The sequence below is a fragment of the Actinoplanes sp. NPDC020271 genome (assembly GCF_044388125.1).
Lineage (GTDB): Bacteria > Actinomycetota > Actinomycetes > Mycobacteriales > Micromonosporaceae > Actinoplanes.
On record NZ_JBIRWQ010000007.1, the window covers coordinates 337337 to 363411 of the forward strand.

Consider the following 26075-nt stretch of genomic DNA (forward strand, 5'->3'; position numbering starts at 1 on the left):
TTATGCTGGCCGGTATGGCACGTTTGCTGGTCGTCAAGGCCACCGCCGGCGCCGACGCCCCGGAACGCTGCAACCAGGCGTTCAACGTGGCGACCACGGCCGCGACAGCCGGGGTCGACGTGTCGTTCTGGCTGACCGGCGAGTCCACCTGGTTCGCCCTGCCCGGCCGCGCCGCCGAGTTCACGCTGCCGCACGCCGCGCCGCTGCCCGACCTGATCGAGGTGCTGCTGGAAGCCGGCCGGATCACCGCCTGCACCCAGTGCGCCGCGCGCCGCGACATCGGCCCGGGCGACGTCCTCCCCGGCATCCGCATCGCCGGCGCCGCGGTCTTCGTCGAGGAGATCATGACCGAGGGCGCGCAGGCACTCGTCTACTAACGGCAGGCGGTCGTCACGCTGACCTGCAAATTCTCGCCGCTGTCATCGACAACCACAAAATCCGATTCCTGCGCGTACGCCCATCCGCCGGCCTGCGACCACACCGGCGTCACGCCGCTCGGCACTCCGCGTGGCCCGTCCCCACCCGGCCCGGCCGCCGCCTGATAGGTCGCTGCCGTCCCGCCCCCGGGACACGCCACCGCCTGCGTCGACACCTCGGCATCGGGCCGCCCGCCGAGCGCGGTCACGGTCTCGCCCAGCACCGCCGGAACGGGCGGCGCGGCCGGATCGCTGCCGCCCGCCGTCGTCCCCGGACGGCACCCGGTCGCCACCGACAGGGTCAGCACCTGATCGTCCGGCTTCGCCTCGCCCTCGATCGCGATGAAGTCCCCCGCGTCGGCGTAGAACGACAGCCGCGTCCCGATCCGAAGGTCCATCACGTCCGCGTGGTAGCCGCTGGGCAGCGTGGCGGCCACCCGCTCCAGCGCGAGCTTCGCCTGCCCCTGCGGCACGTAGAGGAAGACCTCGCGGTGCGCCTCCACCCCGGCCCGCACAGGCGTCAGCGCACAGCTCTCCGACCGGACCGCCCCCAGCCGCACGGCCCACGGCGGGCCGGACGTCGTGCGGCCGGGGATCTCGTTGCGGGACGGCACGTTCGTGGAGGCGGCCGACCCGGCCGCGCCCAGCAGCACCCCGGCCGCTCGGCGCAGCGCCGGCATGGCCTGCTCGATGCCCTGCTGGTCGGCCACGGTCGGCGGATCGTTCCGGACCGACCACCACGAGATCAGCCCCAGCACCATGACCCACGCGGCCACCACAGCCGTCAGCCACCGCCGGCGCCGCTTCGGAGCGAGCGCGGGCGGCCCGTTCCCAACCTCCGGCACCGTCACGGCAGCCATGGTGACACGCCGGCCACAGCCGTCCCACCGCCCTCAGCGGGGTCGCTCACCGCGCCGACCCGGACCCCCGGTACTCAGGGGAGGCGAGGAAGCGGGCGATCACCTCGGCGCTGCCCGGGGTGAACGGACGGTCGAGCACCTCGGCGGCCGGGACGAACAGCATCGCGGCGCCCTCACCCAGGACCACATCGGCCTGAGTCGCGCTGGTCCGGCCGTGGAAGTAATGCTTGATCCGCCCCTCGGCGGGCAGCTCCTGCCGCTCGAAGAGGCGTAGCTCCCCGTCCGGCCGCAGGCTCGACTCCTCCATCAATTCGCGCAGCGCCGCCACGAGCGGGGTCTCGCCCTCCTCGATCGCGCCGCCGGGCAGGCCCCAGACGTCCGGATGGGCCGGGGCCTGCCCGTCACGCAACTGGAGCAGCAGCGACCCGTCGGCGGCGACCAGCAACGTGCACGCCAGCAGTTTCACTCGGCGGCGCCCAGGCGTTTCAGGGCGCCGACCGCCACCTCCGCATTCGTCGTGTACCAGAACGGGGGCAGCGAGTTGCGCAGGAACGTCCCGTAACCCCGGGCGGTCTCCAGCCGGGAGTCGAGGACCGCGACCACGCCCTTGTCGCCGGTCGACCGGATCAGCCGGCCCACGCCCTGCGCGAGGCGGACCGCGGCGATCGGCACGCTGACCGCGGCGAAGCCGGAGCCCCCGGTCGCGTCCACCGCCGCCGAGCGGGCCGCGGCGAGCGGCTCGTCGGGGCGCGGGAACGGCAGCCGGTCGATCACCACGAGCTGGCACGCGTCGCCGGGCACGTCGACGCCCTGCCACAGCGACATCACGCCGAACAGGCAGCTCGACTTCTGCTCCTTGAACTTGCGGACCAGGATCGGCAGCGTCTCGTCGCCCTGCAGCAGGATCGGCAGGTCGGTCTTGGCGCGCAGCAGCTCAGCCGCCTGACCGGCCGCCTTGCGGGAGGAGAAGAGCCCGAGCGTGCGCCCGCCGAGCGCCTCCACCAGCCGGAGCAGCTCGGCGCCGGCAGCCTCGGGCAGCCCGGACGCCGCGGGCCGGGGCAGGTGCGCGGCAACGTAGAGAATGCCCTGCTTGGGGTAGTCGAACGGGGAGCCGACATCCAGCGACTTCCAGTTGTCGCCCGCGTTGTCGGTGCCGGAGACCGGCAGGCCGAGAGACCGGGCGACGGTGTCGAAGCGGCCGCCGAGCGTCAGCGTCGCCGAGGCCGCCACGACCGTCCGGTCCTCGTAGAGCGCCTGGGCCAGCGTGCCGGCGACCGAGAGCGGCGCGACCACGAGCGCTCGGCGACCGGCGCCCAGCTCGGATTTCTCCACCCAGGCGACGTCGAACGCATCCTCCTCGAGCAGCCGCTGGGCCGTCGCCGAAAGTTCGTCGAGAACCGCCTTGGCCTGCTGTTTCCGTACCGGATCGGGGTCGTCGCCCTTGACGTCGCCGATCGCGGTGAGCCCGGCCCGCGTCGCCGTCTCCAGCAGGGTGACGGCCTGGCGCAGCGCGTCGGGCAGGCCGTCGGTGAGCCGGCCGGCCGGCACGTCGGCCAGGCCGAGCGTGAGCGCGTCGGCGGCCTCGGCCAGCGCCTCGGCGGCGGCCGGCGGGATCAGGGTGCGGGCGCGGCGGCCGGCCCGCTCGATCGCATCGGGCGTGAGCTCGGCCTGGGACGCCGAGGAGACCCGCTCGGCGAGCTCGTGCGCCTCGTCGACCACGAGCAGCTTGTGCGGCGGGATGATGTGCCGCTCGGCCAGCATGTCGACGGCGAGCAGGCTGTGGTTGGTGACGACGATGTCGGCCTCACGGGCCCGCACCCGGGACGCCTCGGCGAAGCACTCCTGACCGTAGGGGCAGCGCGCCGCGCCGACACAGTCGCGGGCCGGCATGGAGACCGAGCGCCAGGCCGCGTCGTCCACACCCGGGTCGAGCTCGTCGCGGTCGCCGGTCTGCGTCTTCTCCGACCACTTGCGGATCCGGACGACCTGTTTGCCGAGCCGGCCGGCCTCGCCCAGCCACTGGCCGGCCTTGGGCGCGGGCGCGTCGTCGAAGAGCGTGTCGGTCGGCGCCTCCTCGTCGACGTGCTCCAGCTTGGCCATGCACAGGTAGTGATGGCGGCCCTTGAGCACGGCGAAGGTCGGCTTGCGCCCGAGCACCGGCTCGACCGCCGTGGCCAGCCGCGGCAGGTCGTGCTCGACCAGCTGATTCTGCAGCGCGAGGGTGGCCGTGGAGACGACCACCGGCCCCTCCACGAGCAGTGCGGGGGTGAGATATCCCAAACTCTTGCCGGTGCCCGTGCCGGCCTGCACCAGCAGGTGCTCACGATCCTGGATGGCCTTGTCGATCGCCTCGACCATGGCCTGCTGACCTGGGCGGGCGCTGCCGCCGGGGACGGCGCCGACCGCCGCGGCGAGGAGCTGTCCGGCTGTGGCCTTCTTCTTGGTTGCTGCGGGCACGCAGGAACCGTACCCGCCACCACCGACATATCCGGGCCACCGTTAGGGTGCATCCATGCCGAGCGAGACGGTCCGGGTCATCTACACGAAGTACGACGGTTCGGCTCACCGCGACTATCCGGCGCGCAAGCTCGCCGAGGACGACCTGGGCATCTGGGTCGGCGTGACGCAGGGCACGGCCTCGGTCTACCACGGCCGGCCGTCCGTCGAGCAGATCCCGTTCGTCCTGCTCGTTCCGCATCACGCGTGGTGGACGGGCATGTTCAACCCGCCGCCGCGGACCAGTGAGGTCTACTGCGACATCACCACTCCCGCGCGCTGGGAGGGTGACACGGTCCACATCATCGACCTGGACCTGGACGTGGTGCGGCGCCGCGAGACCGGCCTGGTCGAGCTGCGCGACGAGGACGAGTTCGAGGAGCACCGGGTCCAGTTCGGCTATCCGGAGGACCTGGTCGTCGAGGCCAACGCGGCCGCCGAGCTGCTGATGGGCCGGCTGGGTGACGGCACCGAGCCGTTCGCCACGCACTACCGCAAGCACCTATCCGAGGTCACCCAGTAACACCTTCTCCGGGTTCTGCTGCACGAAGAGCCCGGTGATCCGCCCGTTCTCGACGGCCGCGGTGAGCACGGTGAGTACCCGGGTGCCGTCCGGCCACCGGCCGCGCACCAGCATCCCGGGGTCGCCTTCGACCAGCACCGGTTCGACGGTGAGGTCGAGCACCTCGTCCATCCGGCGGCTCAGCAGGCCGTGGAAGAAGCGGCCCACCTTGTCGGCCCCGTGAATCGGTCGTAGTGCCGCGCGGACCACGCCGCCGCCGTCGCTGATCGCCACCACGTCCGGGGCGAGGACCGCGGCGAGCGTACGGACATCGCCGCTCTGCGCCGCCACCAGGAACGCCGTCAGCACCCGCCGCTGCTCGGCCGCTCCCGCCGAATGCCGGATCCCGCCCTCGGCCGCCGCCTTGCGCCCGCGCGACGCGTGCTGCCGGGCCGCCGCCGGTGTCGTGTCGAGGACCGTGGCCACTTCCTCGAACGGCACGCCGAACGCGTCGTGCAGCACGAACGCGACCCGTTGTTCCGGGGTGAGCCGTTCCAGGATCACGAGCAGGGCGATGCCGACCTGGTCGGAGCGTTCGGCCGTCAGGGCCGGGTCGGCGTCCGGGTCGACGGCGAAGACGGGTAGCCACTCGCCGGGGTAGGACGTACGCCGTACGCGTGCGGAGGTCAGCTGATCGAGACAGATCCGGCCGGTGACCGTGGTCAGCCAGCCCCGGACGTCCCGGATGTCGTCGGCTCCGGCGAAGCGCAGCCACGCTTCCTGCACGGCGTCCTCGGCCTCGGACCGATTGCCCAGCATCCGGAAGGCGACGGCCATCAAATGGGACCGGTGGGCCTCGAACTCACTGACGGTCGGCGACGGCATGACGCAATTCTGCGCGGGATGCCCGGCCTCGGGTAGCACCTGTGCCACAGTATAAACCGGATTTTCTGCTCAATTGGGGTGGTGGCACGTGCAGGACATGGCAACTCTCGCAGGCAGCCTGGCCGGACTCGCCGGCGCGGGCGGAGCCATGTCGATCGCCCTCGCCCGCCGGTCACGGGCCAGCCTGGCCGAGGGCCACGCGCTGGTCGGCGACCGGCTCGCCGACCCGCTGCCGGCGGTGCTGCGGCTCGGGCTGGGCGGGATGACCGTACGGGTCGTCCCCGGCCCGCACGGCGAGCTCTTCCTCGGCCCCGGCGCCCCGCAGCCCGGCCGCACACTGCGCCGGCTCGTGCTGGCCCCGCTCTTCACCCGCGCGCAGGCCACCGGCGGACGGCTCTGGAGCGACCAGCGGATGCCGTTCCAGCTGGTCGTCGAGTTCGCCGGGCCGAACCGGGACACCGAGTCGCTGCTGCGCGCCTACCGGATGCTCGATCAGCAGTTGCGCGACCATGCGCCGCTGCTCAGCCGCTGCACCGGCGGGGAGTTGACGCAGGGCGTGGTGAGCGTGACCGTGGCCGGCATCGTCGACGCCCGCAACCTGCTCGCCGCCCAGCCGGTGCGGTACGCGTTCACCGAGGCCGGCTTCGACGACCTGGGCTCGCGGGCCGTCCCGGTGGACCTGGCGCCGGTGCTCAGCGAGGCCTGGGCGCACCGGTTCGGCTGGGACGGGCGGGAACCGATCGCGGCCGAGGAGCGGCACCTGCTGCACGCGCTGGTGCGGGCCGCGCACGAGGAGGGTCGTACGGTCCGGATCAGTGGCCTGCCGGAGGGCAACCGGCGCGCCCGGGCGGCGGTCTGGGCCGAGCTGTGGTCGGCCGGCGTGGACGTGATCGCCGACACGGACCTGCACGGGCTGAGCAAATATCTGCGCAGCTCTCACCAGCCCGAACGAGCGACACTCACAAAACGGTTTAGCACCGTGTCAGAAGGGTGAACTCAAGGGGACCGATAGCATGCGGGTCGGAGATCAAACGCACACGCCCGTCGATCGAGGTCCGCACCGTGAAATTCTCGTTCCGTCCCGTCGAGGGCGTCTTCTACGACCTCTTCACCCGGGCCTCGTACAACCTCGTGAAGGGCACCGAGCTGCTCAACGAGCTGACGCTGCCCGGGGTGGACGTCCAGTCGGTCAGTGAACGGCTCAGCGACATCGAGCACGACAGCGACGCGATCACGCACGAGCTGTACAAGAAGATCAACTCGACGTTCATCACGCCGTTCGACCGGGCCGACATCTACTCGCTCGGCTCCCAGCTCGACGACGTCATGGACCACCTCGAAGCGGTCGGCAACCTGCTCTACCTGTACGGGTTGACCGAGCTGCCGTCGCTGCCCCGCGAGATGCACGAGCTGATCACGGTCCTCGACCAGCAGGCGCGGGTCACCTCCGAGGCGATGCCGCGGCTGCGGTCGATGAAGGGCCTCGAGGAGTACTGGATCGAGATCAACCGTCTGGAGAACGACGGCGACCGCGCCTACCGCATGCTGCTGGTCCGGCTCTTCTCCGGGGAGTACGACGCGCTCACCGTGCTCAAGATGAAAGAGGTCGCCGACGAGCTGGAGGCCGCCTGCGACGCGTTCGAGCACGTGGCGAACACGGTCGAGACCATAGCGGTCAAGGAGTCCTGAGGTTGTCCCCGGAACTCGTCGCCGTCCTGGCGGTGATCCTCGCCGCGATGGTGTTCGACTACACCAACGGTTTCCACGACGCGGCGAACGCGATCGCCACCAGCGTCAGCACCCGCGCGCTCACCCCCCGGGTGGCCCTGGCGATGGCCGCGGTCGGCAACTTCATCGGTGCTCACCTCGGCACGAAGGTCGCCCAGACCGTCGGTGAGGGCCTGGTCCACCTGCCGACCGGCATCGCCAGCCTCGGGATCGTCTTCGCCGGCGTGCTCGGCGCCATCTCGTGGAACCTGATCACCTGGTACTTCGGCCTGCCGTCGAGCTCGTCCCACGCGCTCTTCGGCGGTCTGGTCGGCGCCACCCTGTTCGCCGGCATCGGCGGCGTGCAGTGGGCCAACATCGTCCAGAAGGTCCTCATCCCGATGGTCCTGTCCCCGGTCGTGGGGCTGATCCTCGGCTTCGTGGCGATGGTCGCACTGATGTGGATCTTCCGGCGCGGGCACCCCGGGCGGCTCAACCGCGGATTCCGGTACGCCCAGACGGTCTCGGCCGCGGCGATGGCCATCGGTCACGGCACCCAGGACGCGGCCAAGACGATGGGCATCGTCGTGCTCGCCCTCTACACCGGCGGCTACCAGAGCGACACGACGCACATCCCGCAGTGGGTCTACTGGGCGTCGGCGACGATGCTGGCGGCCGGTACGTACACCGGCGGCTGGCGCATCATCCGCACGCTCGGCCGCAAGATCATCGACTTGGGCCCGGCCGAGGGTTTCGCCGCCGAGGTGGTCGCCAGCTCGGTGCTGTACTTCAACGCCTGGGTCCTGCACGCCCCGATCTCCACGACCCACACGATCACGTCCGCGATCATGGGCGTCGGCGCGACGAAACGCCTCAGCGCGGTCCGCTGGAACGTCGCCGGCAACATCATCATCGCCTGGATCACGACGTTCCCCGCGGCGGCGCTCATCGCCTGCGTGCTCTACTTCGTCACCCGCCCGTTCTTCACCTGACAACCCCCTTCCCGCGTACGTCGTGAGCCCGCGCCCGCCCAGCCCCGCGCGGGCCCGCCGGCGCTCGAAGCCGCCCCGCGAGTGGCGCACCCCCGCGAACCCGCAACCGCACCGGCACCAGCCGCGGCTCGTGCTCTCCGGCGGGGCCTCACCGTGGTTGTTCGTGCCTCATGAACGGTGCGACCCGGCCGGGACCGAGGGCGCGCGGCCTGTGCCACCAACCGGCAAGCTCGCGGGCTTCGACGCGCGGGACTCTCTGCGGCCGGCTTGCGCCCTCGACGGGCGGAGGCGGCGGGACCACCTGCGTGGACGGGTTTGTTGCTCCGAGCCTGACCCGCCACGGAGGCCGCCCTGGAGGGCTGAGCGTTCTGGGCGCCCCGCGCCCTGCTCGGCCCGGAAGGGTCCCCGCGGGAGCGGCGGAGGGCGACCACGGCGGACCTGGGACCTGAAGACCTTGACGTTGATCTTCGGGGTTACTGGTAATAGACGCCGATCTGTTCGCGGATGGAGTCCAGGAGATTCATGACCTCGAGGGTGGTGGTCTGGGAGACGATCGGGCTCTCCAGTTCGCCCGCGGCCAGGCAGCGCTGCACCTCGGCGGCCTCGAACTGGTAGCCGCTGCCGGGGAACTCGAACTCGAACGTCTCCGGCGCCTTGTTCGGGCGGCTCAGCGTGAACGAGCGCGGCACCATGAAGCCCGGCGGGATGTCGATGCGGCCGTCGGTGCCGGTGATCGACGCGGCGTTGCGGCTGGCACCGTTGATGCTGCAGGTCAGCGCGGCGACCGCACCGGACTGCCAGCCGAGCAGGATGCCGGTGTGCTCGTCGACACGTTCCGGGGTGAGATGCGCCCAGGCCTGGACGGAGACGGGCAACCCGAGGAACAGATGAGCCAGGTGGATCGGGTAGACGCCCAGGTCGAGCAGTGCGCCGCCGCCCAGAGCGGGGGCGCGCAGGCGATGCTCGGCCGCGAACGGTCCCTGCAACCCGAAGTCGGCGTGGATCGAGCTGACCCAGCCGATCGCGCCCTCGTCGACGAGTTCGGCGGCCTTGCGGATGGCCGGGTTGCAGCGCATCCACATCGCCTCCATGAGGAACACACCGCGGGCGCGGGCGGCCTCGACGAGCTGGGCGGCGGTCGGCAGGTCGAGCGTGATCGGCTTCTCGACGAGCACGTGCTTGCCGGCCTCGATGCACAGCAGCGCGCCCTCGTGGTGGTAGGCGTGCGGGGTGGCGATGTAGACGACGTCCACGTCCGGGTCGGCGGCCAGGGCGGCGTAGGAACCGTGCGCGCGGGCGAAGCCGTATTTGGCGGCGAAGGCGTCGGCGGTCGCCTGGTCGCGCGAGCCGACCGCGGCCAGCTCGGCGCCCGGCACCAGGGGCAGGTCGGCGGCGAAGGTCGCGGCGATGCCGCCGAGCCCGAGAATTCCCCAGCGAACGTTCTGTCCGGTCATGATCGATACGGTATCGCCCACAGCGCCCCCGGTGGCAGGATCGGACGGTGACCGAGCCGATGCCACTGCCGCCCGCGATGATGAAGAGGGCCCGGGAGTTCACCGGCCCGCCCGCTGCGGCCCGGCCGGCCGCCACGGTGGTCCTGCTCCGGCCGTCCGGCCAGGCTTTCCAGGTGTACGTGTTGCGCCGCATGACCTCGATGGCCTTCGGCGGCGTCTACGCGTTCCCGGGCGGTGCCGTGGACCCGTCGGATCGCCCGGAAACCCTGCGCGACGACTGGGCGGCCCGTCTCGGCGTGCCGGCGGAGCAGGCCCGGGCGGTCGTCGGCGCGGCCGCGCGCGAACTGTTCGAGGAGGCCGGGGTGGTGCTGGCCGGGCCGTCCGCGGAACCGGATCGCACGGTTGCCGACGCCGACGACCCGACGTGGGAGTCGGATCGGGCGGCGGTGCTGCGCCGTGAGCTGACCATGGCTGACCTGCTGGAACGCCGAGGGCTGCGGTTGCGTGACGACCTGCTGCTGCCGTGGGCCCGGTGGATCACCCCGGAGTTCGAGCCGAAACGGTTCGACACGTGGTTCTTCGCGGCGCTGCTGCCGGAGGCGCAGGAGGCACGGGACGTCTCCGGGGAAGCGGACCGGACGGCGTGGATCGATCCGCTGGACTCGGCGGAACTGCCGATGCTGCCGCCGACCCGGCACACGCTGAGCCAGATCGCCGCCGCGGGCACGATCCCGGGCGTGGTCGCCGCCTCCGAGCACCGCGACGCGGCGACGCCCGTCATGCCACGCATCGAGGTGCGGCCCGACGGCACGGCCACGTTGTCACTCTGACAAGACAGGGGCGCCGATTTCCCCGTACGGCGGAGAAATCGGCGCCCCTGACTTTCACTCAGCTCAGCCAGCACGCGCTTCGGCCGAGCGAAGCCCGGCTATCCAAATCGGCCGGTGATGTAGTCCTCGGTCTTCTTCTGGGACGGGTTGCTGAAGATCTTCTGCGTGTCGTCGTACTCGATGAGGCGACCGGGCTCGCCGGTCTTGTCGATCGAGAAGAAGCCGGTCTTGTCGCTGACCCGAGCGGCCTGCTGCATGTTGTGCGTGACGATGATGATCGTGAAGCGGTCCTTCAGCTTGAACATCAGGTCCTCGATCGCCAGCGTCGAGATCGGGTCGAGCGCGGAGCACGGCTCGTCCATCAGCACGACCTGCGGCTCGACCGCGATGGTGCGGGCGATGCAGAGGCGCTGCTGCTGACCGCCGGAGAGGCCGGCGCCGGGCCGGTCGAGGCGGTCCTTGACCTCGTCCCACAGGTTCGCGGAGCGCAGCGACTTCTCGGCGGCGTCGTCCAGCAGGGACTTCTTCTTGACGCCGTTGAGCTTGAGGCCGGCGACCGCGTTCTCGTAGATCGACATGGTCGGGAACGGGTTGGGCCGCTGGAAGACCATGCCGATCATGCGACGGACGGCCGTGATGTCCACGTCCGGGTCGTAGATGTTCTGGTCGTCGATGGTGAGGCTGCCCTCGATCCGCGCGTTCGGCAGGACCTCGTGCATGCGGTTGATCGACCGGAGGAAGGTCGACTTGCCGCAGCCCGACGGACCGATCAGGGCGGTGATCGTCTTCGGCTCGACGGTCATCGAGACGTTGTCGATCGCCTTGAAGGAGCCGTAGTAGGAGGAGACGTTGCTCGCCTCGATGCGCTTGGCCATGGGAGAACCTTCTTTACCGGGTCAACTTGTTGCGACGGGCGAGCAGCTTGGCCGCGATGGTCAGGATCAGAACGAGCGCCACCAGGGTGAGCGCGGCCGTCCAGGCCCGGGCCGGCGCGTACTTCGAGGCGTCCCCGGCCTGCTGGTACACGTAGAGCGCGAGCGAGGACTGGCCGCCGCCGAACGGGTCGAAGTTGATCCGCGAGAGACCACCCGCGACCAGGAGCACCGGGGCCGTCTCGCCGGCCGCGCGGGCGATCGAGAGCATGACACCGGTGACGATGCCGGGCGCCGCGGTGGGAAGGACGACGCTGAGGATCGTCTTCCACTGCGGGACACCGAGCGCGTACGCACCCTCGCGGAGCGGCCCCGGCACCAGGCGCAGCATCTCCTCGGTGGAGCGCACGATGGTCGGCAGCATCAGCACGGTCAGCGCGAGCGAGGCGGCGAAGCCCGAGTACTCCGGGTTCCCGTCGTTGAACCACTTGCTGACGATCAGGACCCAGAAGGAGAGTACGAACAGACCCGCGACGATCGACGGGATACCCGTCATGACGTCGACGAAGAACCGGATCGTGCCGGCGAACTTGCCCCGGCCGTACTCCGTCAGGTAGATCGCGCCGAGCACGCCGAGCGGCACCGCGATCAGGGTGGCGATGCCGACCTGCTCCAGGGTGCCGATGATGGCGTGGTAGGCGCCACCGTTGGCGTCGCGGGCGCCGATGTTCGCCATCGAGCTGCCGAAGAAGTCACCGTCGAGCCGGTCGACGCCCTTGGAGATCAGCGTCCAGACGACCGAGGCGAGCGGTAGGACGGCCAGCAGACAGGCGGTGTAGATGGCCGTCTGCCACATCCGGTTGCGGGCGGCGCGCTTGCCCTCCACCCGGCCGGCGGCGAAGTTGAGACCGACCAGGTAGAAGACGCCGCCCAGGACGACGACCAGCACCCAGTTGCCGATGCTGAGGCCGAACACCACGACGGCCGCGACCACGAACGCGCCGACCGCGACCAGCAGGTTGGCCACCAGCGGGAACTTCTTGCTGCGAATGTTGTCCGGCGTCATCACGACGTCCGGCATCTCTCGATCCAGAAGACTCATGCCGACACTCCGCTTCGCTCCGCGCCGACATGGTCCTTGACGCTGAGCCAGATGATTCGTTCGCTTCGCTCTCTCATGCGGCACTGTCCCGGAACTCGCGGCGACGGTAGATGATCGCCCGCGCCGTCATGTTGACGATCAGCGTGATCGCGAACAACACGAGACCAGAGGCGATCAGCGCGCCACGGCCGGTGTCGTTCGCCTCGTTGAAGGAGTTGGCGATGTTCGCGGCGATCGAGTTACCGCCGGTCTGGATCAGGTTGAACGAGATGTTCCAGGTGATGCCGAGCGTCAGCGCCAGCGCGATGGTCTCACCGAGCGCGCGGCCGAGGCCGAGCATGACCGCGGCGATCACGCCGGGCTTGCCGTAGGGCAGTACCGCGGTGCGGACCATCTCCCACTTGGTCGCGCCGAGGGCCAGCGCGGCCTCCTCGTTCATGCCCGGGGTCTGCTGGAAGACCTCGCGGGACAGGGAGGTGACGATCGGCAGCACCATGATCGCCAGGACGAGACCGCCGAGCATCAGCGACTGACCGAACGGGCCGTCACCGCCGAAGATCGGGATCCAGCCGAAGTAGTGGTTGAGCCAGACCGAGAAGTCCCGGACCGGTTCCTGGAACAGGTCGCGGCCCCAGAGACCGAAGACCACGCTGGGCACCGCGGCGAGCAGGTCGATCACGAAGCCCAGCGGCGTGGCCAGCCGCTTCGGGGCGTAGTGCGACAGGAACAGCGCGATCCCGATCGCGATCGGCACCGCGACGACCAGCGCGATGACCGAGGTGAGCAGGGTGCCGAGCGCCAGGACGGCGATACCGAAGGCCGGCGTCGCCTCGTTCGGGCTCCAGCGGTTGTACGTCAGGAAGTTCTCGTTGTCGGCCTGGATGGCCGGGATCGCCTTCGAGAGCAGGAAGATGGCGATCGCGACGATGATGACGAGCACCATCGCACCTGAAGCGGTGGAGAGACCTCGGAAGCCGGTCTCCATCGAGAACCTGGACTTCTTCGGCAGGGCACCGCCCCCGCCTACGGGGGGCTCTTCGTGACTGCTCGGGGATACGCCAGAACCGGCGCCCCGGGCGTGACGAGGAGTCACGCCCAGGTCGCCGGCGGTGTAGTTCCCCGAGCGGGAGGAGGGGTTGTCACCCATCTACGCGCTCGCTGTCGTCTCGGAGGGATTAACGAACCGGGGGGTTCAGGAGATCGCGGCGACCGAGGCGGCGACCTTGGCGCGCACCGACTCCGGCAGCGGCGCGTAGCCCAGGTCCTTCAGCTTCGACTGACCCTCGGCGGAGGACGTGTACTTCAGGAAGCCCTGGACGGCCTTGCCCTTGGCGGCGTCGGCGTACTTGGTGCAGACGATCTCGTAGGTCGCCAGGACGATCGGGTAGGCGCCCGCCGTCTTGGTGTTGTAGTCGATGCTCAGCTTCAGGTCGTTGCCGGTGCCCTTGATCTCGGCACCCTCGATGGTCTTGCCGGCCGACTCGGCGGTCAGCTCGACGAACTCCCCGGCGCCGTTCTGCACCTTGGCCATCTGCAGGTCGCTGTTCTCCGCGAAGGACAGCTCGACGTACGAGATGGTGTTCGCGGTGCCCTTGACCTTGGCCGCGACGCCGTCCGACTTGTTCGCGCCGGTGCCGCCCTTGGTCGCCGGCCACGCCTTGGCGTTACCGAAGGTCCAGTCCTTCTCGGCGGTCTTGCTCAGGTACTTGGTGAAGTTGTCGGTGGTGCCGGACTCGTCACCGCGGTGGACGGCCTCGATCGTGGCGTCCGGCAGCTTGGCGTCCTTGTTCTCCGCGGCGATGGCCGGGTCGTTCCACTTGGTGACGGTGCCGGCGAAGATCTTCGCCAGAGTCGACGGCGAGAACTGCAGCGCGTCGGCGCCCTGCACGTTGTAGACCACCGCGATCGGGCCGGTGACCATCGGGAGGTTGAGGGCCGGCGAGCCACACTTGGCGTCAGCCTGCGGCTGCTCCTCCTCCTTCAGCGCCGAGTCCGAGCCGGCGAAGTCGGCGAGCCCGCTGGTGAAGGCCTTGACACCGGCGCCGGACCCGTTCGGGTTGTAATCGATCTTCGCATCGGCGCACGAGGCCGCGTACGCCTTGATCCACTCGTCCATCGCGTTCTTCTGCGCGCTGGAGCCCTGAGCGGAGAGGGTGCCGCCGACGCAAGTGCCCGCGGACGGGGCAGCGGCGCCGGTCTCCTTGGTGCTGTCGTTGTCCGAACCGCACGCGGTGAGCGCGATCGTCGCAGTCAAAGCAATGCCGGCAACCAGACCGGACCGCTGGAACTTCACGGTTGTTGTCCCCTTCGGGTTTGTGCAGCCGGTCGCTCACCGGCTCGGGGAGAAAACTAAAAGTGCCAAGTGACCTGCGAGCCGGGCCCGAATGAACTAGGGGTGAACACGTCGACCCCACGAAGTGACTACGCCCTGAGGCTCAGTTTGCTGGAGGGTGAACTACGCGCTCTCTACCCGAAATGTCGTATATATCGTTTTACCCGTGACCTTAGCGAGACGCTGGCTTGTCCGGGGCGTTATCAAAAAGGCCCGTCGCTACGCATCGACAGGCCTCAGTAACCGAACGTGTCGGCCATCACACCCGCCCCGACTACGGAACGCCGCCGACGACGAGACGGCCTCGGTGCGGTCGCCGGCCCGCTGACGCCGGTGCTGAACCCGTTCATCGACGGCTGCGTCGCGCGCGGAGCGATCAAACTCCGTGCACGCGGAGCGAAGCGGACAAATCAGACTCCGTACGCGCGGAGCGAAGCGAAGCAATCGAACTCTGTACGCGCGAAGCGAAGCGGAGCCATCAGGCTCGGTGGTAGTTGATGTCCGTTTTGTAGATCTCGAACCCGAGGCCCCGGTACAACCGCACGGCGCCCTCGTTCGACTCGTCCACATACAGATTCGACCACTGCAGGCCCGCGGCCGCGAGGTGCCGCAGCCCGGCCACGCTCAGCGCCGCGCCCAGCCCGCGACGGTGCCCGCTCGGGTCGACACCGAGCACGTAGATCTCGCCCAGGGCCGGCTCGTCCCCGGCCGGCGGGTGCACCTTGGTCCAGTGGAAGCCGAGCACGGTGTCGGTGATGTCGACGGCCAGCAGGAAGCCGGCCGGGTCGAACCACGGCTCGGCCTCGCGCACCAGCAGGTCGTCGAGGGTCCAGCGGCCCTGTTCCGGGTGGTGGGCGAAAGCCCGCGAGTTCACAGCGAGCCAGGCCTGCTCGTCGGAGCCGGGGCGGAAGGCGCGGACGGTCACGCCGTCCGGCAGGGGCACGTCGGGCAGAGGCTCGATCAGCGACCGGCGCATCTGCCAGAGCACCCGGGCGCGGGTGAAACCGTTGCGCTCGGCGAAGGCCCGGGCGCCGGGGTCGTCACCGTGCGCCCAGACCTGCAGCGGGCCGGGGCCGGCCGCGGCGAGCAGCGCGGTGCCGTGGCCCCGCCGGCGATGAGCCGGGTGGACGACCAGCTCACCGGAACCGTTCTCGAAGAACGCGTAACCGGCGAGGCTGCCGTCCGGCGCGTGGGCGAGAACGTGCTCGCCACCGCCGTTGCGGACGCGGAGCTCCACGTCCTCGGAAAGGGAATAGCCCGCCGCGGCGGCCAGAGCCAGAACGGCTTCGGCCTCGGCGGCGGGCAGTCTCTCCGGCATAGCAGAAATCGAGGTCAGACCGGGAGCGAGACCGGGTCGTTGTCCGGCAGCTGACGGCCGGACGGCGGGGTCACGAACTTGTAGCCGACCTGGCGGACAGTGCCGATCATCGACTCGTACTCCGAGCCGAGCTTGGCCCGCAGGCGCCGGACGTGCACGTCGACCGTCCGGGTGCCGCCGAAGTAGTCGTAGCCCCAGACCTCGCGGAGCAGCTGGTCACGGGTGAAGACCCGGCCCGGGTGCTGCGCGAGGAACTTGAGGAGTTCGAACTCCTTGTACGTCAGGTCGAGCGGACGACCCTTGAGCTTCGCCGCGTACGTGTCCGGGTCGATGTTGAGCTCGCCGGCCCGGATGGAACCGCCGGCACCGGCCGTCGCGTTGTTGATCCGGCCGACCGCGAGCCGCAGCCGGGCCTCGACCTCGGCCGGGCCCGCACTGGCCAGGATCACGTCGTCGACGCCCCAGTCCGCGTTCAGGGCGATCAGGCCGGCCTCGGTGACGACCGCGACCAGCGGCACACCGATCCCGGTAGCGTGCAGCATGCGACACGTCGCACGCGCCTCGGAGAGCTCCGACCGTGCGTCGACCAGCACGGCGTCGGGGCTCGGCCCGGACACCAGGGTGCGCACGTCACGGGGGGCGGTCCGTACCGAGTGGGGTAGCAGGTCCAAGGCGGGCAGCACGGCAGAAGGCTCACCGGCACGTGCCGTCACCAACAGAAGGATCTCCACACTCACCTCCGTCCTCGCGGCATTCGAGTGGCCGCTCGGGTGACCCGGTTTGCGCAGCTCATAGCTTCGCCACCGGAGAGACTGGGCCCGGCGTCACCGACGGGTGGGTTGCGGTTACCTTAACCGATACATTCGGTCCGGCGACCGGTTCGCGCTTGCAAGTGATGTATCAAACGCCTGCTAGGTGCCATAACGCCCGGTTGGTAACAAGCCTTTTACATACGGGCGGCGAATTGGGCGCCAGGCGCGGTTCTGGCACGATCGCTTTCGTGTTCCCCTCCATGCCGCAGGACGACCCCTGGGACGCCGACGCCTCCCGCGACGTCGCGCGCCTCAACCCGGGCCGCCCGAAAGCCGGGATGTACGGCGCCGTGCCCGACGACGACCCGAACGAGCAAACCTCCGCCGGCGGTCCGGACTCCGGCGAGGAGGAGGAGGAGTTCGAGGAGATCGAGGTCGTCCCCGTCCGGGCCAAGCTGTCCGTGGCGATCGGCGGCTTCGCGGCGCTGCTCGCACTGGCGCTGATCGTCGGGTCGCTGACCACCGGGCCGGACGTCCGCCTGCCGTACGCGGTGGTGCTCTTCGGCATCCAGCTGCTCGGCCTGCTCGCGTGGACCATGGCGCTGAACCCGCCGGCCGCCTCGATCACCGCGGGCGTCGCCGGCGCGACCGGCCTGGTCGCCTGTTACCTCGCGGCCACCGCGGACGAGCCCGGCCTCATTCCTCTGCTCTACGTGAGCCTGGGCGGCCTGTTCGTCGCGATCGTCGGGCAGACGTTCCGCGCCGAGGACCGGCAGCGGATCACCGACTCGTGGCGGACGACGCTGCTGATCGTGCTCGGCGTGGTGGCGTACGCGATTCCGATCGTCCTCACCCGGCAACCGCTCGGCGCCCAGGCGATCCTGGTCTGCTGCACCGGCGCGGGCCTGGCGCTGCTGGTCGCCCGGCTCGCCGACGCCGTGTTCCCGAAACCGCGGATCGCCGCACAGGTGCCGCGCGGCGCGGCCGGCGTGGTGCTGGGCGCGATGGTCGGCACGTTCGCCACCGCGTGGCTCGGCAGTCAGCTCGTCCTGCCGTTCACCCCGGCCAAGGGTGCGGTGACCGGTCTGGTCGCGGCGGTCGCGGCGATCCTGGTCGACCTGGCGGTGAACTTCGGTGAGGCGGGCCGGCGGCTGGCCGGTGAAGCCCCGACGTTCTGGCTGGCCCGGCACATGACCGGTCCGCTGGGTGGGTTCGCGCTGGCGTTCGCCGCCACTTACGCGCTGCTGCACATCTATCTCGTCTGATCGTTCCGCTTCGCTCCGCGGCGGATCGCCGGTCTGAACCATCAGTTTCACGGTTCCGTGGATGTGGGCATGTACGGTCCGCTATAGCTCACGAACCGGGAGGGCCGCGTGGCCGAGGTGTACGAGACCGCTCCGCCGCGCCGCCGTCGCCGCGGCCGGGGTCTGCTGATCGTCGTCGTGATCCTGCTGCTGATCCTGCTCGGCGGGGCGTTCGTGGCGGACCGGTGGGGCCGGTCGTTCGCCCAGGGCCTCATCTCCGACAAGGTCGCCGAGCAGGTGCGCGCGCAGAAGGCGAGCAGCGACACCCCGGAGGTGGCCATCGAGGGCTTCCCGTTCGTCACGCAGGTGCTCGACGGCCTCTACAAGGAGATCCGGATCCAGTTGCCGAATTTCTCCGGCCCGACCGGCACCGGCGACGACATCCACCTGAACCTCCTGGACATCCACGCCAAGGACGTGAAGGCACCGTTGGACGCGCTGCGCAGCGGGCAGGGTGACGTGGTCGCCGGCAGCCTCACCGCGAACGGGAAGATCGACTACCCGCAGCTGGTGAATCTGATCGGGCAGAAGGGCGTGACGCTCTCCGCGAAGGACGGGAAACTCGTCGGCTCGGCCAAGGTGACGGCGCTCGGGCAGCAGCTCGATCTGAGCGGGACGGCCAAGCTGACCGTGGTCAACGGGGGAATTCAGGTTCGTTTCACCGACGTGAAGGCGGCCAATCTGCCGGACGTTCCGCTGTTCCAGGGCTTCATCGACTCGTACGCGCAGAAGTTGGCTGTCGATCTTCCCGCGCCGAAGCTTCCGCTGCAGCTCAAGGTCCAGTCGGTGGCTCCGGAGGCGGACGGGCTGAATGTCACGTTCGGGGCGACCGACGTGAACCTCAACGCCGGCGGTCTGTGACCCCCGTAACGTCTCGTATCGTGGTCGGTACTGTTCCGTGGCTTGGAACCGCTGGTAATGTCCCGGACATGAGCCCCTTGCTCACGAAAAGGCGCGCGATCGACCTGTGTCGCGTGGCCGCGTGCCTGTGTCGTCCCGTCCTCTGACGGGCCACAGTGCTGAGCAAGTTCCTTTAGCTGGCTAGTCCAGGGCATTTCTCTGCCCGGCAGTGGCGCCGTCGCAAACCAGCCCGTGATCCCACCTATTTCGATGGGTCCGCGCGGGGTGCGACAACACACCTCCGTGCGCTGACTCTCCCCTCACCCACTTTTCAGGGAGTGAACCGATGAGTCGCGACACCGCACTCGTTTCGGCCGACTGGGCCGAGAAGAACCTGGACGCCCCCGGCATCGTCTTCGTCGAGGTCGACGAGGACACCACCGCGTACGACGGTGGTCACATCCCGGGCGCCGTGAAGATCGACTGGAAGACCGACCTGCAGGACCCGGTCCGCCGCGACTTCGTCAACCAGGAGCAGTTCTCCGCGCTGCTGTCCGAGAAGGGCATCAGCAACGACGACACCGTGATCCTGTACGGCGGCAACAACAACTGGTTCGCGGCGTACGCGTTCTGGTACTTCAAGCTGTACGGCCACGAGTCCGTCAAGCTGCTCGACGGTGGCCGTAAGAAGTGGGAGCTCGACGCCCGCGTCTACACCAAGGACGTGCCCACCCGGGCCACGACGTCCTACCAGGCCAAGGCTCCGAACCTGGAGATCCGCGCGTTCCGCGACGAGGTCGTCGAGGCGATCGGCGTGAAGAACCTGGTCGACGTGCGCAGCCCCGACGAGTTCGCCGGCCGCCTGCTCGCCCCCGCGCACCTGCCGCAGGAGCAGTCGCAGCGGGCCGGTCACATCCCGACCGCGATCAGCGTGCCGTGGAGCAAGGCCGCCAACGAGGACGGCACGTTCAAGTCCGACGAGGAACTCGCCAAGATCTACGGCGACGCCGGGCTGGACGGCAGCAAGGACACCATCGCGTACTGCCGGATCGGCGAGCGCTCCTCGCACACCTGGTTCGTGCTCAAGGAGCTCCTCGGCCAGGAGAACGTCAAGAACTACGACGGCTCCTGGACTGAGTACGGCTCCCTCATCGGTGTGCCGATCGCCCTCGGCGACGAACCCGGAAAGGCCTGATCACCATGACTTCTCCCGCTGCGAACATCGCTGCCGGTTGCGCCGCGCCCGACCAGTCCGCTCCCCTCCCCGCGAGCGTCGACCTGGCGAAGGAAACGGTCATCACCGGCGTCGTGACCACGGCCGAGGGTGAGCTCGTGGGCGGCGCCTACGTCCGCCTGCTCGACGGCTCGGGCGAGTTCACCGCCGAGGTCGTCACCTCCCCCGAGGGCGTCTTCCGCTTCTTCGCCGCCCCCGGCTCGTGGACGCTGCGCGCTCTGAGCCGCTTCGGCAACGGCGAGCTCGTCGTCGACGCCACCCGTGGCGTCAACGAGGTCGGGCTCAGCGTCGCGACGGTCTGACCGCTCACGCTCTGTCGGATCGGGCGGGACTCCTTCTCAGGGGGTCCCGCCCGTTCGCTTTTCCGGCCCATTCCCGCGTACGTCGTGAGCCCACGCCCGCCGAGCCCGGTCCGCGGTCTCCTCGCCGGCCGCAGCCCGCAGCCCGCCGCATTCTCCCGGCTGGTTCGCACCGTGGTTGTTCATGCCTCATGACCACGGTGCGGAGCAGCCGGAACGGGAGCGCGCGGCCCGGGTGAGCCACCGCCCACCTCGCGGACCTCGACGCGCGGGACTCTGCGGCCGGCGAGGGCTGTCGACGGGTTTGTGCTCTGAGCTCGACCCGCCACGGAGGTCGCCCTGGAGGGCTGAGCGTTCTGGGCGCCCCGCGCCCTGCTCGGCCCGGAAGGGTCCCCGCGGGAGCGGCGGAGGGCGACCACAGCGGAGATCGGACATGAAGACCTTGACGTTGATCTTCGGGGTCGGATCAGGCCAGTTGCTCCAGCTCGGCTTTCAGGTTGGCCTGGGCGCGGGACTCCCACTGCTCGCGGATCGGGGCGAGACGGTAGATCGACGGGAGTTTGAGCAGCTCGGTGAGGACGCGGGACCGGCCCGCGCGGAAATCGCCGTCCGGCACGTGGGCGTACTCGCGGCGGATCGCGGCCGCATACCCGGCGTAGCGCTCCTCGTCGGCGGCGAGGATCGCCAGGTCGGCGTCGCAGAGCAGCTCGCCGTCCGGGTCGTTCTCCTCGGTGGCGTGCCCCGCGGTGAGGCCGACGAGCCGCGCCACCTCGGCCGCCACCTCGTCCGGCACACCGAGCGTGACCAGCAGTCCCTGCGCGAACTCGGCGCTGTCCCGCTCGTTGGCGTCGCCGAGCGCCTTCGGGTCGTAGACCGCGTCGTGCATCCAGGCGGCCAGCCGCACCCGGTCCGGGTGCGGGGCGAGCCCGGCGAACCGGTCCACGACCTCCAGCACCGAGGAGAGGTGGGTCACGTCGTGATAGTGGCGTTGCGGCTCGGCCCAGCGCGTCAGCAGGTAGTTTGCGGCGGAGTCGAGGTCGGCGTCGTCGGCGGTGGCGCCGGCGCCCCGCGCCGCCGCCCGGAACTGGTCGGGCAAAGATGTCACAGTGGTCATCCTGGCACGGAGGTCGCAAGCATGATCGGCGTCGCGAAGGTTCGGGTCGACGCGGCGGCGAGGCGTGCCCGCGCCGGGCTGATGCTCGCCCTGCAGGCCGGGCTGGCCGCCGGCCTGGCGTGGTTCGTGGCGCACGACCTGATCGGCCGTCCGGCGCCGTTCTTCGCCCCGATCGCCGCGGTGATCACCCTCGCGTCGTCGGTCGGGCAGCGGATGCGGCGCACGGCCGAGCTGGTTGCCGGGGTCGCCGTCGGCATCGGGCTGGGCGACGGGATCATCCTGCTGATCGGGACCGGGCCGGTGCAGATCGGCCTGATCGTGCTCTTCGCCGTGCTGGTGGCGACCGCGGTCGGCGGCGGCTCACCGCTGATCGTGCAGTCGGCATCCTCGGCGGTGCTGGTCGCGACGCTGACCGTGCAGACCGGTCACCCGTGGACCAGGTTCTTCGACGCGCTGGTGGGCGGCGGGATCGGGCTGGCGGTGATGACCGTGCTGCTGCCGATCAACCCGCTGAGTGTGGTGCGGCGGGCTGCGGATCCGGCGCTGCGCGCCTTCACCGCCGGGCTGCACGAGGCGGCGCTGGGGCTCTCCGACGGCGATCCCGATGTCATCCAGGCGGCGCTGACCAGGTTGCGGTCCGCCGAGGGGACGTTCGCCAATTTCCGTACGGCCATCGAAGCCGCCCGGGAGAACGTGGCGTTCGCCCCGGCGCGCTGGCGGAACCGGGGCGCTCTGGCGCAGTACGTGGAGGGGGCGCCGCAACTCACGTACGCGCTGCGGAACGTGCGCGTGATGATCCGTCGCGCGCAGACCGCCCTGAACGACCGCGAACGGGTCCCCGAGGTGCTCCCGGCCTCGGTGCGTCACCTCGGGGACGCCGTGGACCTGCTGCGGCAGGAGTGGTCGCGGGGCGTCGAGCCGGTGGCGACCCGGGAACGGGCGCTGCGGGCGGCGTCCGAGTCCGGGCGGGCGTACGAGACCGGGGTCGGATATTCCGGGGGCGTGGTGGTGGCCCAGATCCGTACGTCGGTGGCCGACTTACTACGCGCCACCGGGGTGGAGTATGCCGAGGCCACCCGCCAGGTCCGCGATGCCGTGGGCTGGCGCGGGCGGCCGCACGGGGCCCGGAACCGGGCGGCGCGCTCCCGGCCGGCGCCGCCGCCGGCGCCCGCGGACCCGGCCTGAGGCGCTCCTCGGGCACGCCCGATGCGGCGGCGGTGACTACGCTGGCGGGCATGGCCGACGTTCCGCCGACCGGGTCACCCGATCCGGTCTCCCAGCCCTTTTCGCCGCCCTCGTCGGCCCCCTATCCGGGCGCGCCGGATTTGTCGGTTCCGTCGGCTCCGCCCGCCGAGCCGACGCACCATGTGCCGCCCTCCGAGGCCCCGACCGCCCCGGGCAGTGCGCCCGTCGCCCCCGGCAGTGCCCCCGTCGCCCCCGGCAGTGCCCCCGTCGCCCCCGGCAGTGCCCCCGTCGCCCCCGGCAGTGCCCCGGCCGCCTGGCCCGCCGGTTCCGTCCCGGGCAACGTGACAGCGGCCGAGGTCCCGTCCGACGCGGTGCCGCCCTTCCCCACCGAGCCGGTGCAGACCGTCGCCCCGATTCCCGGCCGCCGCTCCGGCTGGCGCCGCTGGCTCCCGGTCACCGGTGTGATCGCGCTGATCGCCGCGGCCGCCATCGGCATGCTGATCTTCCTGGGCTACAACATCGGCCTGACCGGCCTGGCCGTCGGCCTGACCGCGGCGATCCTCCCGGTCCCCCTGCTGGCCAGCGCGTTCGCCTGGCTGGACCGGTACGAGCCGGAGCCGGTGAAGTATCTGATCTTCTGCTTCGCCTGGGGCGCCGCGGTGGCGACCGCGGCCGCGCTGGCCGTGAACACCGGGGCGGCCTGGCTCTTCGACAAGATCGGCCTGCCCGAGGCGCTGGTCGCGGTGGTGGTCGCGCCGTTCATCGAGGAGTCGATGAAGGCGCTCGGCCCGATCCTGCTCTTCTGGCGGCGTCGCGCCGAGTGGTCCGGGATCACCGACGGCATCGTCTACTGCGGGCTCTCCGCGCTCGGCTTCGCCATGGTGGAGAACGTGCTCTACCTGGGCGGGCACGGCTACGCCGCGGGCGCCGAGCAGTACGGGCCGGCCACCGGCCTGACCAACGTGTTCCTGATCTTCATCGTGCGCATCCTGTTCACCGGCTTCGCGCACCCTCTCTTCACCTCGATGACCGGCATCGGCCTGGGCCTGTCGGCGCGCTCCGCGGACCGCAACGTGCGCTGGCTCGCCCCGATCGGCGGCCTGCTGCTCGCGATGATCCTGCACGGCACGTTCAACCTGCTGCCGACGCTCTCCGCCGCCACCGGGGAGTCACTGATCATGCTGTACGGCTATCTCGGCTTCATGGTGCCGTTCTTCTTCGCGGTCGTCGGCTTCGCCATCGCACTGCGCAGCTGGGAGGGCCGGCTCACCGAGCGGGTGCTGCACCACTACGTGCGTACCGGCTGGTTCGCGCCGCCGGAGGTGGCCGCGCTGGGCAGCCTGGGCCGGCGGCACTCGGCCCGGCAGTGGGCCAAGCGGGTGGCCGGTCCGCACGGCGGCAAGGCGATGAAGAGCTTCCAGTTCGCCGCGACCCGGCTGGCGATCCTGCGCGACGGGATGCAGCGCGGCCTGGCCGGCGATCAGAACGAGATGGTGAAGGCCACGTTCGAGGAGCGCGAGCTGCTCGGCGCGATCACCGGTTACCGGTCGGTCTTCGCCGGGCGCGACCCGCAGACGCCGCCGGCGTGGTGGGACGGGCAGCTCTACCGGATCAGCTTCCCGGACGGGGTGGTCCGCGCGGTGGCGCCGCCGGCCGAGCCGGTCATGCCGGTGCCGGTACAGCTGCCGCCGGCCTACGCCTACGGGCCGCCGCCGTTCGCCCCCGCGCCGCAGTACCCGCAGTACCCGGGCCCGCAGTACCCGGGGCAGTACCCGCCGTCCTACAGGTAGAGGCCGGTGCCGTCCGCGTCCACCCGGGTGGCCGCGACGGCGTGCACGTCCCGCTCGCGGAGCAGCACGTACTCCTTGCCGTGCAGCTCCACCTCGGAACGGTCGTCCGGGTCGAACAGGACCCGGTCACCGACGACGATCGACCGGACGTTGGGCCCGACACCGACCGCGGTGGCCCAGGACAATCGCCGGCCCATCGACGCGGTGGCGGGGATGACGATGCCGGCGGTCGAGCGGCGTTCGCCCTCCCCGCCGTCCTGACGGACGAGGACACGGTCGTGCAGCATCCGGATCGGCAGGCCGTTCTCGGTGCGGGTGGTGTCGGAACTCACGAATGCAGACGGTACGCCGCCTCCGGCCCGGACGGTCCGGGTGGTCCGGATCGCGCGGGGTGGGTCACGCAACGCTCGTGGGGCGCGGGAGCACTACGGTAATGACGTTGTCACGACGGGTCGAGGGGGTACGCGGGTGAACCGCTTGCGACGTGTCCGGCAGAACCTGCGGCGGGCGTACGACACCGGACGGGAGGCAGCGCGGATGGCGCGGATCGAACGACCCCCGGAACCGGAGTCCGAGCCGGAGGAGGAGTTCATTCCCCCGGCCCCCGAACCGGCGGTGGTGCACGGCTCGACGACCAGCCTCGACGACGCGGACGTGCCGCACTCGCTGCGGATCTCCGCGGCCTGGAGCTGGCGGCTGATCGTGGTCGGGTTGGTCGGCTACGTCGGGCTGCGGTTCATCGGCCTGGTCAGCGTGGTGGTCATCCCGCTCGCCATCGCGCTGCTGCTCACCGCGCTGCTCGGTCCGGCCGTCGGCTGGCTGCTCAAACTGCGCCTGCCCCGGTCCCTGGCGACGTTCCTGGTGCTGATCTGCGGCCTCGGCGCGGTCGCCGGCACGCTGACGCTGGTGGTGAACCAGTTCATCGACGGGCTCCCGCAATTGACCGAAAAAGCCAGCGCGGGCGTACGGCAGATCCAGGACTGGGCGCGGACCGGACCGCTGCACCTCTCCGACCACCAGGTCGATCAGGCCATCGACTCGGCCCAGAGCTGGATCAACGACAACACCTCGTCGCTCACCTCGACCGGCATCTCCACCGCGGCGACCGTGTTCGAGTTGCTGACCGGGCTGCTGCTGGTGCTCTTCTCGACATTCTTCTTCCTGCGCGACGGACGCAAGATCTGGCGCTTCATCGTCCGGCTGTTCCCGGTGAACGCGCGCTGGTCGCTCGCCGACGCCGGGGACGCGTCGTGGGCGACACTCGGGGCGTACGTGCGGGCGACCGTGCTGGTGGCGTTCATCGACGCGGTCGGTATCGGGCTGGCCCTGGTGCTGCTGCACGTCCAGTTCCCGTTCCCGCTGGCCGCGCTGGTGTTCCTCGGCGCGTTCATCCCGATCGTCGGCGCCAGCATCTCCGGCGCGGTCGCGGTGCTGGTCGCACTCGTCGCGCAGGGCTGGGTCGTCGCGCTGATCACGCTCGGCGCGGTCATCCTGGTCCAGCAACTGGAAGGGCACGTCCTGCAGCCGCTGATCATGGGGCGGGCGGTGGCGATCCACCCGCTCGCGGTGATCATCGGGATCGCCTGCGGGGTGGTGCTCGCCGGGATCATCGGGGCGCTGGTCGCAGTCCCGCTGATCGCGGTCCTGAACACCGGCATCCGCCGTCTGTCCCGCCGCCGCCCGGAAATCCCCCCGGACGCCGTCGTGGTCACCGCCGCCCGCGAACCCTGAGACCAGCCGGAAGTCCGCGCCGCGCAGCCGGGCCGACCCGGCGCCGAGCTCGCGGGCCCG

General features: G+C 70.5%; 27 protein-coding genes. 14 read left to right on the forward strand and 13 right to left on the reverse strand.

Going from position 1 to position 26075, the window contains the following annotated elements:
* The first annotated feature begins 2 nt into the window (after positions 1–2).
* Positions 3–377: a DsrE family protein gene (locus tag ACH442_RS18980; protein WP_396339316.1), complete on the forward strand. Its 375-nt coding sequence runs from the start codon at positions 3–5 to the stop codon at positions 375–377.
* On the opposite strand, the gene ACH442_RS18985 is transcribed toward ACH442_RS18980, so the two are convergent.
* The 3 genes from ACH442_RS18985 to ACH442_RS18995 are packed head-to-tail and all read right to left on the reverse strand — an operon-like array spanning position 374 to position 3634.
* Entirely contained in the window at positions 374–1267 is an 894-nt protein-coding gene (locus tag ACH442_RS18985; protein WP_396339317.1) for a hypothetical protein, read from the reverse strand. The genes ACH442_RS18980 and ACH442_RS18985 overlap by 4 nt on opposite strands.
* Positions 1268–1322: 55 nt before the next feature.
* Positions 1323–1742 (reverse strand): NUDIX hydrolase, encoded by a 420-nt coding sequence (locus tag ACH442_RS18990; protein WP_396339318.1) that lies wholly within the window; start codon positions 1740–1742, stop codon positions 1323–1325.
* Positions 1739–3634, reverse strand: a complete 1896-nt coding sequence (locus ACH442_RS18995; RefSeq protein WP_396339384.1) for an ATP-dependent DNA helicase — start codon at positions 3632–3634, stop codon at positions 1739–1741. Before ACH442_RS18995 ends, ACH442_RS18990 begins: the two co-directional genes overlap by 4 nt.
* A gap of 154 nt (positions 3635–3788) precedes the next feature.
* Here ACH442_RS18995 and ACH442_RS19000 point away from each other — a divergent pair, with 154 nt between their 5' ends.
* A complete protein-coding gene (locus ACH442_RS19000; protein ID WP_396339319.1) occupies positions 3789–4295 on the forward strand; it encodes a DUF402 domain-containing protein in 507 nt (168 codons plus the stop codon).
* On the opposite strand, the gene sigJ is transcribed toward ACH442_RS19000, so the two are convergent.
* Entirely contained in the window at positions 4275–5159 is an 885-nt protein-coding gene (gene sigJ / locus ACH442_RS19005) for an RNA polymerase sigma factor SigJ (RefSeq protein WP_396339320.1), read from the reverse strand. The genes ACH442_RS19000 and sigJ overlap by 21 nt on opposite strands.
* Positions 5160–5256: 97 nt before the next feature.
* On the opposite strand from sigJ, the gene ACH442_RS19010 reads away from it, so the two are divergent.
* From ACH442_RS19010 to ACH442_RS19020, 3 genes are all read left to right on the forward strand, one after another.
* The gene (locus ACH442_RS19010) at positions 5257–6153 is read left to right on the forward strand and encodes a hypothetical protein (protein WP_396339321.1); all 897 of its coding nucleotides are present in this window, start codon (positions 5257–5259) and stop codon (positions 6151–6153) included.
* A 68-nt stretch (positions 6154–6221) separates the two neighbouring features.
* On the forward strand, positions 6222–6848 hold the full coding sequence (locus tag ACH442_RS19015) for a DUF47 domain-containing protein (protein ID WP_396339322.1): 627 nt from the start codon (positions 6222–6224) through the stop codon (positions 6846–6848).
* Between the two features lie 2 nt (positions 6849–6850).
* Complete coding sequence (locus ACH442_RS19020) at positions 6851–7858, forward strand: anion permease (protein WP_396339323.1); 1008 nt, start codon at positions 6851–6853, stop codon at positions 7856–7858.
* Between the two features lie 473 nt (positions 7859–8331).
* On the opposite strand, the gene ACH442_RS19025 is transcribed toward ACH442_RS19020, so the two are convergent.
* Positions 8332–9312 (reverse strand): Gfo/Idh/MocA family protein, encoded by a 981-nt coding sequence (locus ACH442_RS19025; protein WP_396339324.1) that lies wholly within the window; start codon positions 9310–9312, stop codon positions 8332–8334.
* A gap of 59 nt (positions 9313–9371) precedes the next feature.
* On the opposite strand from ACH442_RS19025, the gene ACH442_RS19030 reads away from it, so the two are divergent.
* Complete coding sequence (locus ACH442_RS19030) at positions 9372–10142, forward strand: NUDIX hydrolase (protein ID WP_396339385.1); 771 nt, start codon at positions 9372–9374, stop codon at positions 10140–10142.
* A gap of 98 nt (positions 10143–10240) precedes the next feature.
* On the opposite strand, the gene pstB is transcribed toward ACH442_RS19030, so the two are convergent.
* The 6 genes from pstB to ACH442_RS19060 form a co-directional block, all read right to left on the reverse strand.
* Positions 10241–11017, reverse strand: a complete 777-nt coding sequence (pstB, locus tag ACH442_RS19035) for a phosphate ABC transporter ATP-binding protein PstB (protein WP_396339325.1) — start codon at positions 11015–11017, stop codon at positions 10241–10243.
* 13 nt (positions 11018–11030) lie between these two features.
* Positions 11031–12116 carry a phosphate ABC transporter permease PstA gene (gene pstA / locus ACH442_RS19040; protein ID WP_396339326.1) on the reverse strand — a complete coding sequence of 362 codons (1086 nt, stop codon included), beginning with the start codon at positions 12114–12116 and terminating at the stop codon, positions 11031–11033.
* A 73-nt stretch (positions 12117–12189) separates the two neighbouring features.
* Positions 12190–13263: a phosphate ABC transporter permease subunit PstC gene (pstC, locus tag ACH442_RS19045; protein ID WP_396339327.1), complete on the reverse strand. Its 1074-nt coding sequence runs from the start codon at positions 13261–13263 to the stop codon at positions 12190–12192.
* A 45-nt stretch (positions 13264–13308) separates the two neighbouring features.
* Positions 13309–14409 carry a phosphate ABC transporter substrate-binding protein PstS gene (gene pstS / locus ACH442_RS19050; RefSeq protein ID WP_396339328.1) on the reverse strand — a complete coding sequence of 367 codons (1101 nt, stop codon included), beginning with the start codon at positions 14407–14409 and terminating at the stop codon, positions 13309–13311.
* Between the two features lie 517 nt (positions 14410–14926).
* Positions 14927–15766 carry a mycothiol synthase gene (gene mshD, locus ACH442_RS19055; protein ID WP_396339329.1) on the reverse strand — a complete coding sequence of 280 codons (840 nt, stop codon included), beginning with the start codon at positions 15764–15766 and terminating at the stop codon, positions 14927–14929.
* 14 nt (positions 15767–15780) lie between these two features.
* Positions 15781–16497, reverse strand: coding sequence for a winged-helix domain-containing protein (locus ACH442_RS19060; protein ID WP_396339330.1), 717 nt, complete (start codon positions 16495–16497; stop codon positions 15781–15783).
* Positions 16498–16778: 281 nt separating this feature from the next.
* Between ACH442_RS19060 and ACH442_RS19065 the strand changes: the two genes are divergently transcribed.
* From ACH442_RS19065 to ACH442_RS19085, 5 genes are all read left to right on the forward strand, one after another.
* Positions 16779–17783, forward strand: a complete 1005-nt coding sequence (locus ACH442_RS19065) for a hypothetical protein (RefSeq protein WP_396339386.1) — start codon at positions 16779–16781, stop codon at positions 17781–17783.
* A gap of 108 nt (positions 17784–17891) precedes the next feature.
* The gene (locus ACH442_RS19070) at positions 17892–18683 is read left to right on the forward strand and encodes a DUF2993 domain-containing protein (protein WP_396339331.1); all 792 of its coding nucleotides are present in this window, start codon (positions 17892–17894) and stop codon (positions 18681–18683) included.
* A 68-nt stretch (positions 18684–18751) separates the two neighbouring features.
* The gene (locus ACH442_RS19075) at positions 18752–18829 is read left to right on the forward strand and encodes an Ms5788A family Cys-rich leader peptide (RefSeq protein WP_369009918.1); all 78 of its coding nucleotides are present in this window, start codon (positions 18752–18754) and stop codon (positions 18827–18829) included.
* A 179-nt stretch (positions 18830–19008) separates the two neighbouring features.
* On the forward strand, positions 19009–19857 hold the full coding sequence (locus ACH442_RS19080; protein ID WP_396339332.1) for a sulfurtransferase: 849 nt from the start codon (positions 19009–19011) through the stop codon (positions 19855–19857).
* A gap of 5 nt (positions 19858–19862) precedes the next feature.
* Positions 19863–20198, forward strand: coding sequence for a DUF1416 domain-containing protein (locus ACH442_RS19085; RefSeq protein WP_396339333.1), 336 nt, complete (start codon positions 19863–19865; stop codon positions 20196–20198).
* A gap of 463 nt (positions 20199–20661) precedes the next feature.
* On the opposite strand, the gene ACH442_RS19090 is transcribed toward ACH442_RS19085, so the two are convergent.
* Positions 20662–21309 carry a metal-dependent phosphohydrolase gene (locus ACH442_RS19090; protein WP_396339334.1) on the reverse strand — a complete coding sequence of 216 codons (648 nt, stop codon included), beginning with the start codon at positions 21307–21309 and terminating at the stop codon, positions 20662–20664.
* 21 nt (positions 21310–21330) lie between these two features.
* On the opposite strand from ACH442_RS19090, the gene ACH442_RS19095 reads away from it, so the two are divergent.
* On the forward strand, positions 21331–22494 hold the full coding sequence (locus ACH442_RS19095; protein ID WP_396339335.1) for an aromatic acid exporter family protein: 1164 nt from the start codon (positions 21331–21333) through the stop codon (positions 22492–22494).
* Positions 22495–22544: 50 nt separating this feature from the next.
* Positions 22545–24284 (forward strand): PrsW family glutamic-type intramembrane protease, encoded by a 1740-nt coding sequence (locus ACH442_RS19100; RefSeq protein WP_396339337.1) that lies wholly within the window; start codon positions 22545–22547, stop codon positions 24282–24284.
* On the opposite strand, the gene ACH442_RS19105 is transcribed toward ACH442_RS19100, so the two are convergent.
* Positions 24275–24571, reverse strand: coding sequence for a co-chaperone GroES (locus tag ACH442_RS19105; RefSeq protein ID WP_203681235.1), 297 nt, complete (start codon positions 24569–24571; stop codon positions 24275–24277). The genes ACH442_RS19100 and ACH442_RS19105 overlap by 10 nt on opposite strands.
* A 190-nt stretch (positions 24572–24761) precedes the next feature.
* On the opposite strand from ACH442_RS19105, the gene ACH442_RS19110 reads away from it, so the two are divergent.
* Positions 24762–26015 (forward strand): AI-2E family transporter, encoded by a 1254-nt coding sequence (locus tag ACH442_RS19110; protein ID WP_396339338.1) that lies wholly within the window; start codon positions 24762–24764, stop codon positions 26013–26015.
* The last annotated feature ends 60 nt before the right edge of the window (positions 26016–26075 follow it).

Bases quoted from the DNA above. Each gene is read 5' to 3' on its own strand.
- ACH442_RS19080 (WP_396339332.1), top strand. From the start codon at position 19,009: ATGAGTCGCGACACCGCACTCGTTTCGGCCGACTGGGCCGAGAAGAAC.
- ACH442_RS19000 (WP_396339319.1), top strand. From the start codon at position 3,789: ATGCCGAGCGAGACGGTCCGGGTCATCTACACGAAGTACGACGGTTCG.
- ACH442_RS18980 (WP_396339316.1), top strand. From the start codon at position 3: ATGCTGGCCGGTATGGCACGTTTGCTGGTCGTCAAGGCCACCGCCGGC.
- ACH442_RS19075 (WP_369009918.1), top strand. From the start codon at position 18,752: ATGAGCCCCTTGCTCACGAAAAGGCGCGCGATCGACCTGTGTCGCGTG.
- ACH442_RS19090 (WP_396339334.1), bottom strand. From the start codon at position 21,309: ATGACCACTGTGACATCTTTGCCCGACCAGTTCCGGGCGGCGGCGCGG.
- ACH442_RS19100 (WP_396339337.1), top strand. From the start codon at position 22,545: ATGGCCGACGTTCCGCCGACCGGGTCACCCGATCCGGTCTCCCAGCCC.
- ACH442_RS19095 (WP_396339335.1), top strand. From the start codon at position 21,331: ATGATCGGCGTCGCGAAGGTTCGGGTCGACGCGGCGGCGAGGCGTGCC.
- pstB (WP_396339325.1), bottom strand. From the start codon at position 11,017: ATGGCCAAGCGCATCGAGGCGAGCAACGTCTCCTCCTACTACGGCTCC.
- ACH442_RS19105 (WP_203681235.1), bottom strand. From the start codon at position 24,571: ATGCTGCACGACCGTGTCCTCGTCCGTCAGGACGGCGGGGAGGGCGAA.
- mshD (WP_396339329.1), bottom strand. From the start codon at position 15,766: ATGCCGGAGAGACTGCCCGCCGCCGAGGCCGAAGCCGTTCTGGCTCTG.
- ACH442_RS19025 (WP_396339324.1), bottom strand. From the start codon at position 9,312: ATGACCGGACAGAACGTTCGCTGGGGAATTCTCGGGCTCGGCGGCATC.
- ACH442_RS19065 (WP_396339386.1), top strand. From the start codon at position 16,779: ATGCCGCAGGACGACCCCTGGGACGCCGACGCCTCCCGCGACGTCGCG.
- pstC (WP_396339327.1), bottom strand. From the start codon at position 13,263: ATGGGTGACAACCCCTCCTCCCGCTCGGGGAACTACACCGCCGGCGAC.
- ACH442_RS19030 (WP_396339385.1), top strand. From the start codon at position 9,372: ATGCCACTGCCGCCCGCGATGATGAAGAGGGCCCGGGAGTTCACCGGC.
- sigJ (WP_396339320.1), bottom strand. From the start codon at position 5,159: ATGCCGTCGCCGACCGTCAGTGAGTTCGAGGCCCACCGGTCCCATTTG.
- pstA (WP_396339326.1), bottom strand. From the start codon at position 12,116: ATGAGTCTTCTGGATCGAGAGATGCCGGACGTCGTGATGACGCCGGAC.
- ACH442_RS18995 (WP_396339384.1), bottom strand. From the start codon at position 3,634: ATGGTCGAGGCGATCGACAAGGCCATCCAGGATCGTGAGCACCTGCTG.
- ACH442_RS19085 (WP_396339333.1), top strand. From the start codon at position 19,863: ATGACTTCTCCCGCTGCGAACATCGCTGCCGGTTGCGCCGCGCCCGAC.
- ACH442_RS19010 (WP_396339321.1), top strand. From the start codon at position 5,257: ATGGCAACTCTCGCAGGCAGCCTGGCCGGACTCGCCGGCGCGGGCGGA.